Source organism: Fervidobacterium pennivorans DSM 9078, from assembly GCF_000235405.2.
In the GTDB taxonomy this organism is placed as follows: Bacteria; Thermotogota; Thermotogae; order Thermotogales; family Fervidobacteriaceae; genus Fervidobacterium; species Fervidobacterium pennivorans.
The window spans coordinates 171,338-184,857 of record NC_017095.1 but is presented as its reverse complement, the minus strand read 5'-3'; the positions used below and the strand labels follow the sequence as shown (position 1 = coordinate 184,857).

The window sequence follows — 13,520 nt, the reverse complement described above, 5'->3', positions numbered from 1 at the left end:
GAGATACACCCCCCACGGCTTTATGCGGGCGAAAAAGGCCCGCTTTTTTTTAACCTTTTATTTTCCAACACAGAAGTTAGCAAAGATATTATCCAACAAGTCATCTGTGAAATTCGTTCCAAGAAGTTTATCAAGCTCAGATAGCGCGTTTTGAATATCGATTGAGACGATATCTACCGGATACCCACCACTGAGCGATTTCAAAGCTTTTTTCAAATGCTGATAGACTATTTTCAAATGCTCGAGTTGTCTTCTTGTGGTCACATGGGACAATTGACCATCCTCTATCAAAGGTCTTGCACGTTCGATGATTTTATTCTCCAGAGTTCTCAACCCTTTGCCTGTGGAAGCACTAATATAAACATCATCCCCATCTTTTGAAACTTTCGAGAATTTATTCCCGATATCGGTCTTGTTCCAAACTGCTATAAAGTTGCTATCCTTTATGATATTCAAAATATACTCATCTTCTTTTGTAAATCCTGTAGTTGCATCAAGTAAAAACAGCACAACATCAGCTTGACTCGCTTCCCGTATCGCCCTTTCGATTCCTATCTTTTCAACCACATCTTCCGTTTCCCTTATCCCTGCTGTGTCGGATATAACGAAATGTATACCACGAATCTTGATTTCACCCTTTATAACATCTCTCGTTGTGCCAGGGATATCCGTAACAATCGCCCTATCTTCCACAAGCAACCTGTTCAATAGTGTGCTTTTGCCCACGTTTGGCTTTCCAACAATAGCAAGTGTGACCCCTGTGGTGATATGAATTCCCTTATCCGCATGCGCTAGTTTTTCTGACAAGAACTGAACGGCGTTCTCAATATCACGAACAATCTCTTCTCTAGGGATTTCAATATCGTCCCCGTAGTCTATCGTTACCTCTATCTTCGAAAGTACATCTATCAGCATCTTTCTTATTGCCGATACTTCTCCAGACAACTTACCCTTCAAGTTATCGATAGCCAATTTCAAACTCTCTTCACTCTTTGCTTCTATTATTTGCAAAATTGCTTCCGCTTTGATTAGGTCTATCTTTCCATTCAGAAACGCTCTTCTTGTAAATTCTCCGTTCCTAGCAAGCCTTGCCCCTTTTTTTATGAACTCTTCCAAAATCTTTTGAGTTACAAGTATCCCTCCGTGGCAGTAGACTTCCACCATATCTTCCCCTGTGTAACTTCTAGGCGCCTTGAACCCGACAAAGAGCACCTCATCTATAATATTTCCATCACTATCGTAGAAGTTACCGTATCTAACTTTCCTTTCAGTACCAATATCCTTTCGCACACATTCCTCCAAAATTCGCCAAGAATGAGGTCCAGAAGCTCTTACAATACCGATAGCTCCTACACCCGGCGGTGTTGCGATTGCAACAATCGTATCACGAGTATTACCGTCATTTTCTAGCATCTTGAGCTCTTCCACTCTTTCCATCTCTACCATTTTACACTCTCCTGTCAAAGTATCACAATAGAAAAATCTATTTTCAATTATACCATGAAACATATTCACGAAAAAGGTGGCTCTTTCGAGCCACCCTCTATCTTTCCAAAATGTCTTTACTAGCCTACCTTGAACCATTCCGAGATATTCTCCATCTTCTTTGCTATCTCTTTCAACTTTCCTGTACTTTCACTCAACTGCTCAAACACCCTCGTAATCTGCTTGAACTCTTTATTGAATCGCTGCAGTTGTTCTGAAGATGACATAACCGAACTTGATACATCATCCATCAATGACTCTATTTGCGAGAACGTAGTGTTGTTTTCTTGTATCTGAATACCTACCTGAGCGCTTAGAACACCGATGTTTTGAACCTTTTCAATAACCGTGTAGTAATTCGTTGAAAATTCTTCTTTTGCTTGCTGTAGTTTTCTGAACTTCTCACCAGAAGTTTCATAGAGCTGGTCGAGTTCCTTGAGGTCATTTGTGTATGTGTCAACTTCTCTAACAAGGTTTTTGGAAAGATTATTGATCTCCACGGACAGTTTCATAACCTCGTCGGCAACAACAGCAAATCCTCTACCGGCTTCTCCTGCTCTTGCTGCTTCAATCGCTGCGTTCAAAGCAAGCAGGTTCGTTTGCGACGCAACGTTCTGGATTTTTGCAATAGACTCCTTGATAGATGCGAACTTTTCTATCGTTTTTCTAACGGCGGTGCTAAACTTCTCGAAAACCTCTACGTTCGCATTGACCGACTCGTTCATATCTTCTATCAATGCTACATTTTTCAAAATCTCTGCTTGCGCACTTTCTATATCTTTCAACAATTCCGAAAGTTGCTGCGACAGATTTTCGTTACTTTCCATAGATGACTCCACTGTTTGCTGAAGCATCATGATTTTTGACTTGACATCCTCAACCTCAGTTATGTACCTATCAACGAACTCGCTGAACCTCGAGACGGAGTTTTCCAGAGTATCCTTTATCATTGTTACTTGCGCAATTTCACTTGTCAACTCCTTGGAGCTTTCCTTCATATCCTCAGCATAATCACGTAGGTTTTCGGAAAGTCGTTTCAGCGAGTTGATAACTCTTTCAAATTCACCAAACGTCTTTACATCAAACGATACGAGCTCGCCGTTTGAGAATCGTTCAATAATCTCGGAAGACCTGACAATCTCTTTTGAAATGCTGTTGATCATAGGTACCGAAACAACGAGCGCAATCGCAAGAATAACCATTCCAACAATCAGATTAATTACAACTAACCTTGTCAGGTTCAAATCAACACTTACATTTATTTCAGGCATCTTAATCTCCGGCATCTGGAACTTTTCTGGTTGTGGTATCTCAATTTGTGCATTCACTGTTTCTTTTTTGATGGCAACCTCGAGCTTACCCAAAGACTCACCAGCTACGTTCAAATCGCTCTTAATTGCAAGGTACTCTTCATCACCTACTTTGAACATGTATTTCTCTTCCGCAGGCTCTGTAGCATTCAGTGTTCTTTCTCCAGTTTCATCCACTTTTGTCGTTGCATAAGCTCTTCCATCGATGTATATTGTCAAATCAGCATTCGTAAGCCTTTTGATATCGTCCAAAAAGTTATCTGCAAGTCTTCCCGCCGCTATTATAAAACCTGTGACTGTATTTCCCAACTGCGGGTGCATGACAGGGTTAATAGCAATAAAGTATATTCCCTTATTACCTTTAAATACGAACGATTCTGAATAAGCAGAAGGCGAGTCCAGAATTTTCTTTGTTCTTTCAGTGAGTTCATTTGCAAATTCAAGGTCTTTATATGCAGTTGCGTCCACACCGGGTGCAAGTGAATAAGCGTATTCAACAAGGTATTTCGACCCAAGGTTTACAAATGGCCTTATCTTCAACCTTGGCTCAGAATCCTCTATCGTCCAGAGCGAGATGTAATCAAACAACGCACGTTCCACATAGTTGAGTAGTAGGCTTCTTTTCTCAGCCAAGCCTAAATTCTTTTCGGCTGCTGCATTCACCACATCTTTTGAAGCAGCAGCCACCTTTGAAAGATTCTCTATTGTACTCACTTTGTCCTTTATGAGGTTCTCAACCACATTTTTTATAGAGTTTGCCTCTTTTTCAAGCGCCCCAAGGTATACTTCTTCAAATGCTTTCTGAACGCTTTCCTTCTGCTTCTCAACAGCGGAAACCAGCTTTTCGTTGTATGCACTGATGTGTTCTTCCAGCTGTTTTGAGAAAGTCTCAAAGAAATCTTTGAAAATGACCTTTGGGTCACCCAATTGCTGTTTAACCTCGTTCTCAATTCGTGCACTCTCTCTTGATAGATTTATTACGGTGAAGAGAACAGAGATTGTTAGTGGAACCGATACCAGTAATATCGCCAACAAAAGAAGTCTAGTTCGAATAGACATACTTTTCACCAGCATTATCGCCGCAGTTTAAAGGTTAGATTCTTTCCAACACTTTTATCATAATCTTTGCAATCAGTTGTCCTGTTCTGTGTGCAACTTCAAGGACTTCTTCTGCTGTGAGCGGTTTCAAATCATCCGGGACAGCTCTGTCAGTTATCGCCGAGATAGCGAGCACTTTTGTTCCCCTGTGAGCTGCCGCGATGACTTCTGGAACCGTAGACATACCAACTGCATCTGCCCCCATCCATCTGAGCATTCTCAATTCAGCAGGGGTTTCGAAATTTGGACCTGCAACGGCAACATAAACACCTTCGTAAACTGGGATGTTGAGTTCTTCAGCAACCTTTTTCGCAATTGCCCTGAGTTCTTTGTCGTAAGCATTAGACATATCTGGGAATCTCGGACCCCATTCTTCTACGTTTGGTCCGATAAGTGGATTGTCACCCATCATATTGATATGGTCACTGATAATCATTGGTCTTCCTACTTCAAAATCAGGGTTAAGCCCACCTGCTGCGTTCGTTAAGAACAAGTATTTAACGCCAAGTTCTTGCATGACCCTCACACCGAACGTAACATCCCTCATGTGGTAACCTTCGTAATAGTGGAACCTTCCGTTCATAAGTGCCACATATTTTCCTGAAATCTTTCCAAAAATCAATTCTCCTTTGTGACCTGGAGCTGTTGAAACCGGAAACTCGGGAATTTCTTTGTAAGGTATTCTAATCGGGTTTTCAACAATTTCGGCAATTCCATGGAGACCAGAACCTAGCACTATACAAACCTCAGGAGTTTCCGTAATCTTGGACTTGATAAACTCTGCAGCTTTTTTAACCCTTTCAACGTATGTTTTGATATCCTGAACCATCCCTCACACCTCCGTTTCCGTTTTCAAAACTTTTGAGAGTTTACATCCTGTGAACCAATTTATATTATATAACGCACATACTTTCTAAGCAAAATACTTATGAAAATCGTTCCAACGAGCAAAAGGGTAGAAATCGCATTAATCACCGGAGAAATGCCAAATCTTACCATAGAGAATATCTGCAACGGCAAGGTTGTCGAGCTTGGTCCTGCAACGAAGAATGTGATGACAAAATCATCTATTGAAAGGGTAAACGCCATGAAGAACGCGGCAACAATCCCGGGGAGCGCTATCGGTATAATCACTTTCCAAAGTGCGATAGGCCTTGTGGCACCCAAGTCGTATGCCGCTTCGATTATAGACTTATCGAAGTCTTGGAGCCTTGTGAGGATAATCATCATCGTGTAAGGAATAGAGAACGTCACATGCGCTATGAATATCGTAAGCAAACTGAGCCTAAGGTGTATCGTTGTGAAAAAGATTAGCAAAGATACACCGATAATGATGTCTGGGATGATAAAGGGAATATACGTCGTTGTCCACATGAGTTTTTTGAATTTTTTAGCCCCCATATACATAGCAACCGCACCGAACGTCCCCAAAATAACACTTACGAAGCTTGAACTGATACCAACGATAATGGAGTTCATAAACGTTCGCCAGATGTGGGCAGATGATGTGAAAAGCTTTTCGTACCATTTCAAACTGAAACCTGTCCATACAGGAGATTTCGAAGAATTGAACGAAAAGAGTACAACGATAAATATGGGGATGTAGAAAAAGAGTAGCACAATCAGAATCATTGTAAATGCAAATTTACCTGGCTTCACGTTTCTCACCACCAAACATAAAGACAATCACTGCAATTATCGTAATCGCAAGCAAAACGGAGGATATAGCCGCTGCGGCGGGCCAATTCCTTGCCGTAGTTAGAAGCCTTGCAATTTCGTTACCAATCAACCTTGAGTTCTTTCCACCTACCAATTCCGGTACCGCGTAAGTACCTATCGCAGGTATAAAAACAAACACAAAAGCCGAGATTATCCCTTGCCTTATGTTCGGTAGCAAAACCCTGAAAAATACCTGCCTTTTTGTGCAACCCAAATCCATCGCCGCTTCAAAGATGTTCTTCTCGAGCCTTTCTATTGCCGAATAAAGTGGCAAGATGGCAAACGGTAGATACGTATAAACAAGCACAAGCACAACAGCGAAGTTGTTGTAGATAAACTGAACATAAGACTCCGTGAACCCCATTTTTATCAAAAACTGGTTAACAAGACCGTTATTTCCAAGGATAAATATCCATGCGTAAATCCTTATCAACGAATTCGTCCAAAATGGCACTATCACCAGGAGCAAGAGGATGTTTTTCCACCTACTGAACGCAATGTAGTAAGCCACAGGAATAGCGAGAATTATGGAAACAACAGAAGAAACAAGCGAAATGAAAATAGTTCTCAAAAACACCGCAACGTAGTTCGGATTGAGAATATCTTTGTAACCCTGCAGGGAGAACTTGAAAATTACTCCACCTTGGTAATCCCTTTCGAAGAAACTGTACGTAAGAATTACTATCACAGGGATTAAGAAAAACACTGCGAGCCAAAGCAAATAAACAAGCCCGTAGCTTTCATAACCTCTGCTTAACGGTCTTATATGCTTTTTCCTACTCACCCTTTGTCAACCTCCACGATGAAGCTGTCATCAGGGTTCCAGTAGAGGAACACTTCATCTTTCCACTGGATAATCTTCTCATCGAGCAGGTAACTTGCGTGCTGTTTGTAGACCCTGAGGATATACCCACCATCCGTTCTTACAAAATACTTTGTTTGATAACCCATATATATCGTTTCATCCACGACACCGTGCAAGATGTTTGTGAAAGAATCCTCAGGTAGCTGAGGTTTGGAGTGGGTTATCCTGATTTTCTCTGGTCTCAGTGTCACCAAAACATCATCATTGACTTCAACGGGCTTGTCACGGTAACAAACGATTTCACCCAACGTGGGGAATTCCACAAGCACGTAGGTCTCTGAGATTAACTTCTTCACCGTTCCCTTCATCAAGTTGCTCTCACCGATGAACGTTGCAACAAAGGCATCAGCTGGGCTCTCGTATATTTCGTACGGAGTGCCGTATTGGACAACCTCTCCGTTGTTCATAACCGCCACGTGGTCCGAAACGCTTATAGCTTCTGCCTGGTCGTGCGTGACATATATAAATGTAATACCCACTTTGTCGTGCAAATTATCCAGTTCTATCAACAGCTCTTGTCTTAACTTCGCATCAAGTGCGCTCACTGGTTCATCAAGCAAAAGCACCTTCGGTTCATTCGCAAGTGCCCTTGCAAGAGACACCCTCTGCTTTTGCCCACCCGAAAGTTGTGCAGGTTTTTTCTTCGCATGTTCTTCAAGCCGAGTGAGCGAAAGTAACCATTCAACCTTTTCTTTTATTTCACTCTCGGAAAGCTTTTTAATTCTTAGCGGGAAAGCGATATTTTCGTAAACATTTAAGTGAGGAAAAAGTGCATAGTTTTGGAAGATCGTGTTGACCGGTCTTTTGTTCGGGGGAAGGTGAAGGATACTCTTACCATCAAGAAGCACATCACCATCATCAACATCTTCAAGTCCTGCAATGATACGTAAAAGCGTAGTCTTTCCACAGCCGGAAGGTCCCAGAAGTGAGAAAAACTCATTCTCCTTGATTTCAAGGTTTATATTTTTCAGCACGTGGAAATCGCCAAAGTATTTATCCACATTAACAATACTGACACTGCTGCCAGGCAACTTCTCATCACTCCCATAACCGGACTTTTATTTAGAAACCAAACAAGTAAAGGAGTATCAAGAAAAATACTATTATCAGTACAAACGAAAAAATGATAAACCCGTACGACCATGTAAACGCTGCAAATATGTGGAAAATCAAACTGAGAGCAAAGAATATATTTGCGTATCTTAACTTAAGTGGTAAAACCTTTACTGCAATGTATGCAAGAAATAAAAAACCAAGGATAATTAAAACAAGCTTCATCGATTATCCCCCTTTTTTAAAATTGAGAGAGAAGCGGAAAATCCTCACTCGTCACATTCAAAAACTTTACCCTAAGGTTCCCATCCTTAGCAACCAAGCAACTCAAAGATGCGTTGTCCAAACCGAAATTCAAATGTGCCGGAGGCATCAAACCTAACACCTTGGCAATCAACATCCTGAGTGCTATCGCATGCGAAACAATTATAACATTTTCGTTCGGATAGTGAACAACAATTTCTTGTAAAAAGTTGTACATTCTTTCTTGAACGCTTCCTAACGATTCTGCCCCCTCAACGTTAGAAAACAAATTCGTTCTCCATTCATTGAACGCGTCATGATGGTCTGAAAGCACCTGCTCAAAGTTCTTCCCATTCCAAAGCCTGATTTCACATTCACGCAACCTAAAATCTGTTACTATATCCTTTTTATAACCTATTTCTTGCGCTATTATCCTTGCTGTCTCAAATGCACGTCTCATAGGACTCGAGAAAATCTTTGATATTTCTTTCCCTTTTAAAAACCACGCGATTGCTTTTGCTTGCATGCGTCCCTTTTCAGAAAGTTCTGTATCCACAACACCTTGCCACAATTGACGCTCGTTCCATTCTGTGCTGCCATGTCGAACAAGATAGATGCACGCCATCTTCGTCCCATGCCCCTTTCAAAAAAATTCTAAACCTATGAATGTTTGTGTTTAGATATATTTGTAAAATACTCAACGAACGCTTGCTTCAAATTGTTAACATCCGTAATCTTCATAACTTTATTTCTGAATTCCCTTGCATGTGGCATATCTTTGGTATAGCCTGCTACAAATTTTCTGAACTCTATTACCCCATGTTTACCGTATTCCCCGGTCAGCAAATCTATGTGTTGTAAGACAACCCTGAGCTTATCATCTATCGACGGGGGATTTTGATTTTCTGAAAATATCCACGGATTGCCGATTGCACCTCTTGCGACAATTACACCATCCGCACCTGACAACTCCATTGCCTGCTTTATATCCTCCTTCGAATATATATCCCCGCTTATGTAAAGCGGAACAGCTCCGGGATTGTAGATATCCCACTTTGCTTTCCCGGAGTACATCTGCTTTGCCGTTCTACCATGCACGAAAATAATATCGACACCCTCACTCACAAGTGCATCGTAGATTTTCTCAAACTCATTCTTTTCCCAACCTATCCTGGTTTTTACACTGAGCTTATTGACAACTCTTCTCATCTCACGGACAATCTTTTTCAACAAATCAATATCCTTGAGCAACGCACTACCAGCACCTCTTTTCACAACCTTTGCCACTGGACAACCCGCGTTCAAATCAACCCAAAGACCTCTCTCTTCAACTAAGGCTGCCGCTTGTGCTAATTCAAACGGGTCCGAACCAAAAAGCTGTACACCGACTAAATTTTTCTCATCTGTTCTTGGAAAATATTTTTCATTTACGGCGATATTCAAAAGCACACTCTTTGCACTTATCATTTCAGTAAATGCAAATTTTGCGCCCTGCTCAAAACATATCTTTCTAAACGGATAATCCGTAACTCCTGCCATGGGAGCCAATCCAACGGTTCCTGGAAGAAAATTGTTCTTAGTTCCCATCTACCATCTTTCCCCTTCTTCAACATACTTGTAAGTCCCTATAACTTCATCCTCTATCTCTTTTGGTACCAAACCCGTTATCGTCTTTCCTTCCCGGACAAACCTTCTAATCTCCGAAGAGGAAACCTCAACAATCGGGAAGTTCAATTCCAGCACCCTATTGTAGAGTTTCCCAAGCACCTCACGTCCACGTTTGTAAAGGCTCCCATCACGTGTTCTTGGATAAACCGCAAGTGTTGATTTATTGAGCAATTCGTCGTATCTATACCATCTTTCGATATTTCCAAGCGCATCTTCTCCAACAAGAAGTATCACTTTCTTGTAGTATTTTAGAAAATACTCAACGTTGTGGATTGCATAGTTTACACCTTCTATATGCCTTTCCATGTCGGTGATGAATATTGCTTTATTAGTGTCTGAGAAAACTTTGTATGTTTTCACTGCCCAATCGAAACGCTTTTCAAATGGGACTGCCAGCTTTTTGTGAGGTGGCACATTTGTTGGGACAATGTAAAAATCCGCATCGAAATAATTCAGTGCGTAATTCAAAATCACAACGTGCCCAACGTGTGGTGGATTGAACGAACTACCAAAGACAACTGCAGTATCATTCTTTGTAAGTGAATTCAACTCCTTCAATCCATACAGTATCTCCATCCTTCGCACCAGCCTTCCTCAATTTTTCATCAAGGCCGTTCTTTTCAAGGATTTCAAGAATATCCTCAAGCATGTATTTTGCTTCCTTCTTGTATTTCTCTAAATACGTCGAGATGTACTCACTATGCACCTCGAATTCACCTTTATCGTTCTTAGTTATAGTTATATCGACCTTCTCAGGCAACAGAATCTTCACAGGCTCTGGCTTTACAAACTCGATTTTGTCAATATCAATCTTCTCCGCGAGCAACTTTCTACTTTCCTTTATACGCTCCCAGATAGCGTATTTCAATGCATCGAGGTTGTAACCTGTCACCGCAGATATGGGCAAGACATCTTTTCCTGTTTCTTTTTTGAACCTTTCGATGTTAGCCTGCAATTCTTCTTGTGTAAGTAAATCCACCTTATTCCCGACAACAATTTCTTCTTTGCTTGCAAGCTCTGGGCTGAAGAATTCCAGTTCCGCGCGTATGTCGTAATAATCCTGGACAGGGTCTCTTCCTTCACTACCAGCGATATCTACAACGTGCACAATCAAATTACAACGCTCCACATGCCTTAGAAAAACATTTCCAAGCCCTTTCCCTTGACTTGCCCCTTTGATAAGTCCCGGGATATCGGCTATCACAAACGAATTTTCTGGCTTTTCAACGACAACGACTCCGAGGTTCGGAACAAGCGTTGTGAAGTGATAATTTGCTATCTTTGGTTTGGAATTACTGATACGCGAGATTATCGAGCTCTTACCAACATTTGGATAACCAACCAACCCCGCATCCGCAAGTAATTTTAGTTCCAACAATATGTGTCTCTCCTCGCCAGGTGCACCTTTTTCAGCAAGCTTTGGTGCTTGGTTTGTCGAGGATTTAAAATGTGTATTACCTCTTCCTCCTTTTCCACCGCGTGCAACACAGCAATATTTGCCAGGCTCATCAAGGTCTGCAATAATCTCACCCGTATCATAGTCACGCACGATAGTGCCAACAGGGACCCTCAAAATTAAATCTTTTCCATTCCTACCATGCATCTTCTTTCTGCGACCATTTTCTCCGTTCTCAGCGAAATACTTTCTCTTTTCGGTCAACGGATAGAGTGTGGAGATAGTTGGGTCTGCAACCAAAAAGACATACCCACCATCTCCACCATCTCCGCCGTCCGGACCACCGAACGGGACATATTTTTCTCGTCTAAACGTAGCAGCACCATTACCGCCATTACCGGCTTTTACATAAAAATCGACAACATCAACAAATCCAACCTTTTCCATACTTTTAACACCTCTTCCTTCCAGTCACATAAGCTTTTCGCTTCTTCGAAAATATTATACACTCAAAATGCAAAAAAATAAGGACTCCCCATGGAGTCCACCCTTGAGTTTCTCTTTTTTCATTTTTGGAGCCAGCGGAGGGACTCGAACCCTCAACCTGCGCATTACGAATGCGTCGCTCTACCGGTTGAGCTACGCTGGCTCGCATAGCTTGTTTATAATTAAAAAATCTGGTGGCGGCGGAGGGACTCGAACCCTCGACACGATGATTATGAATCATCTGCTCTAGCCACTGAGCTACGCCGCCACACATATTCTCAAACAGCGGTATGATTTTACCATACACTTTATTACGTGTCAAGAATCTTTCACACCTGCAAGTTTAACACTCCAATTAAATAGGTGTTGCCCATTTTTCCTTAACCAACTTTTGTGCAACTTGTAATCCGGGCAAAACGTTGCAACATACTTCCAAAAATACTTACTGTGGTTCGGATGGACAATATGTGCAAGTTCATGGATTAACACATAGTCTATCACTTCAGAAGGTGCCATTATCAACCTCCAATTCAACGAGATAGTCCCTTTTGAAGAGCAACTCCCCCAACGCGATTTTACATCCTTAACCTGGACCTTCTTGTATCTCACACCAAGTTTTTGTGCAAGTTCCGTCAGCCTTTTTGGTAAGTAATCCTCAGCCTTCTTAATCAACCACCGCCGAGCAAGTATATTCACATCATCTGCATACTTTGGGTTTAGTACAAAATGGTCAGTGTCGTAGCTAAAAGGCACGAGCACAGAATTATCAACGACGATTTTTCTTGGCACACCAAAGTAAAGTAAAGTGTCGTTGCCAATAGACATACGTTGCTCGCTTAACCTTTGAACCGATGGCTTAATTTTTTGCAGATTATCTTTCACAAATCGGAGCGCATCTTTTTCGCTAACTCTCCAAGGAAATGTCAAAACGACACGCCCATCTACATCAATCCTCAGAGAGACTTTCTTCAAACATCGTTTGCTCTTTTCGATTTTAAATTCAAAACCATCGATTGTATAAACTACAACCTCAGAATTTTGCTTCTTCAACCTTTTTCCTCCTAAAAAATTCAAAATAAAGTCAGTTTCGTTCACTTGCGACTAAAACTTAGCGTCCATATAAAAAAGTCCTTTCCTTCAAAAGTAAAAAGATACAGATGCGAGTAATCGTAACTTACACTTGTTAGATTTAATTTGAACATGGCTTCTTGCATAGCCCTCGACAAGTATCTTGTCACAAAACTTGCAGATGACACGAACTTTACTTCAGGTTTACTGTTCCTATTTTTCAGAACATTCGTTAGGTATATCACAAAATCATCGTACTTTTCTATCAAATTCCCATACAATGAATTAAACAAATTGAGCGACCGGCTATTTCCGGCGACTATCTCCTCGTAGAGTTTCTCTGCATAGCTCTTTGTTGAAACGGCAGCCGGAACTTTTGTTGTAGGATAGTGAGAATAGCGTGCTTGGTTTTTACCAAAAAGAAAGTACGCATTAGTGCCAGTACTATCGTTCCAAGTGGTGTCTATGTAATACCAACTATCTTCAACTTTTACTATATTCCAAGCATGTGGTTGCAATTTATCAGCCGATGCTTCAGCAGGTTTCGCCTGCCCACTTACAAGGTAAACGCTGAGCCCCGCTCCTTTTGCAAGCTTGTAGAACAAAAGTGCATATCCTTGACAAACCCCGGTTCTATCTTTCAAAGTCTCATAGACGCTCTTGTGCGAGTAAGACTCATCGTACGTGATATATGCCTTTATCCATTCGTTAATTGCAAAAACCTTCTCTAAATCACTCTTCGCATTGCCAACAATAACAGGTAGATTTTTGGATATGAACTCATCAACCACTTTTCGCTGCGCTACCGTTTCTGTATAGATATACGTAATCGTTGTTTCAACTGTGCCTTCCTGCTCAAGTGATTTTGCCTCCCAACGCTCAATAAACAGCTTTTCCGGAAGGCTTTCTATTATCGTACCTATTACCTTGAGCATTGAAGCATTGTTAATCCCTTTTGCTCTAAGCACCGTTGCCTGCTCGTAATTCAATATATCTGTAGCTATAGCCTTCTCGATATCATCAACTGAGTAAACTTGATAGACTTTTGCGAAAATCATACTACATAGCAGTACCCAAACAATAAGAACAAACATTCGAAACCTTTCTTCCATCCACGCGTTCCCCTTCC

The 13,520-nt window shown here is 41.3% G+C and carries 13 protein-coding genes and 2 tRNA genes; all 15 read right to left on the bottom strand.

Going from position 1 to position 13,520, the window contains the following annotated elements; all coding sequences use genetic code 11:
* Positions 1-57: 57 nt before the first annotated feature.
* Positions 58-1,437: a tRNA uridine-5-carboxymethylaminomethyl(34) synthesis GTPase MnmE gene (mnmE, locus tag FERPE_RS00845; protein WP_245530457.1), complete on the bottom strand. Its 1,380-nt coding sequence runs from the start codon at positions 1,435-1,437 to the stop codon at positions 58-60.
* Between the two features lie 128 nt (positions 1,438-1,565).
* Positions 1,566-3,854 carry a methyl-accepting chemotaxis protein gene (locus tag FERPE_RS00840; protein WP_169312188.1) on the bottom strand — a complete coding sequence of 763 codons (2,289 nt, stop codon included), beginning with the start codon at positions 3,852-3,854 and terminating at the stop codon, positions 1,566-1,568.
* Positions 3,855-3,888: 34 nt separating this feature from the next.
* Complete coding sequence (locus tag FERPE_RS00835; RefSeq protein WP_014450791.1) at positions 3,889-4,722, bottom strand: purine-nucleoside phosphorylase; 834 nt, start codon at positions 4,720-4,722, stop codon at positions 3,889-3,891.
* 59 nt (positions 4,723-4,781) lie between these two features.
* Positions 4,782-5,552: an ABC transporter permease gene (locus FERPE_RS00830; protein ID WP_014450790.1), complete on the bottom strand. Its 771-nt coding sequence runs from the start codon at positions 5,550-5,552 to the stop codon at positions 4,782-4,784.
* A complete protein-coding gene (locus FERPE_RS00825) occupies positions 5,539-6,396 on the bottom strand; it encodes an ABC transporter permease (protein ID WP_014450789.1) in 858 nt (285 codons plus the stop codon). Before FERPE_RS00825 ends, FERPE_RS00830 begins: the two co-directional genes overlap by 14 nt.
* Complete coding sequence (locus tag FERPE_RS00820) at positions 6,393-7,508, bottom strand: ABC transporter ATP-binding protein (RefSeq protein ID WP_014450788.1); 1,116 nt, start codon at positions 7,506-7,508, stop codon at positions 6,393-6,395. The genes FERPE_RS00825 and FERPE_RS00820 overlap by 4 nt, the downstream gene beginning before the upstream one ends.
* 31 nt (positions 7,509-7,539) lie before the next feature.
* The gene (locus FERPE_RS00815; protein WP_014450787.1) at positions 7,540-7,755 is read right to left on the bottom strand and encodes a hypothetical protein; all 216 of its coding nucleotides are present in this window, start codon (positions 7,753-7,755) and stop codon (positions 7,540-7,542) included.
* A gap of 16 nt (positions 7,756-7,771) precedes the next feature.
* A complete protein-coding gene (locus tag FERPE_RS00810) occupies positions 7,772-8,398 on the bottom strand; it encodes a histidine phosphatase family protein (RefSeq protein ID WP_014450786.1) in 627 nt (208 codons plus the stop codon).
* 35 nt (positions 8,399-8,433) lie between these two features.
* Positions 8,434-9,360: a tRNA dihydrouridine synthase gene (locus FERPE_RS00805; RefSeq protein ID WP_014450785.1), complete on the bottom strand. Its 927-nt coding sequence runs from the start codon at positions 9,358-9,360 to the stop codon at positions 8,434-8,436.
* A complete protein-coding gene (gene nadD, locus FERPE_RS00800) occupies positions 9,361-10,017 on the bottom strand; it encodes a nicotinate (nicotinamide) nucleotide adenylyltransferase (RefSeq protein WP_041262753.1) in 657 nt (218 codons plus the stop codon).
* Positions 9,968-11,284 carry a GTPase ObgE gene (gene obgE / locus FERPE_RS00795; protein WP_014450783.1) on the bottom strand — a complete coding sequence of 439 codons (1,317 nt, stop codon included), beginning with the start codon at positions 11,282-11,284 and terminating at the stop codon, positions 9,968-9,970. The genes nadD and obgE overlap by 50 nt, the downstream gene beginning before the upstream one ends.
* 126 nt (positions 11,285-11,410) lie before the next feature.
* Positions 11,411-11,486 (bottom strand) — tRNA-Thr (locus tag FERPE_RS00790).
* Between the two features lie 29 nt (positions 11,487-11,515).
* Positions 11,516-11,591, bottom strand: a tRNA-Met gene (locus FERPE_RS00785).
* A gap of 50 nt (positions 11,592-11,641) precedes the next feature.
* Complete coding sequence (locus FERPE_RS10175; RefSeq protein ID WP_052312830.1) at positions 11,642-12,373, bottom strand: M48 family metallopeptidase; 732 nt, start codon at positions 12,371-12,373, stop codon at positions 11,642-11,644.
* Between the two features lie 41 nt (positions 12,374-12,414).
* Complete coding sequence (locus FERPE_RS00775) at positions 12,415-13,503, bottom strand: transglutaminase domain-containing protein (RefSeq protein ID WP_041262751.1); 1,089 nt, start codon at positions 13,501-13,503, stop codon at positions 12,415-12,417.
* Positions 13,504-13,520: the final 17 nt, after the last annotated feature.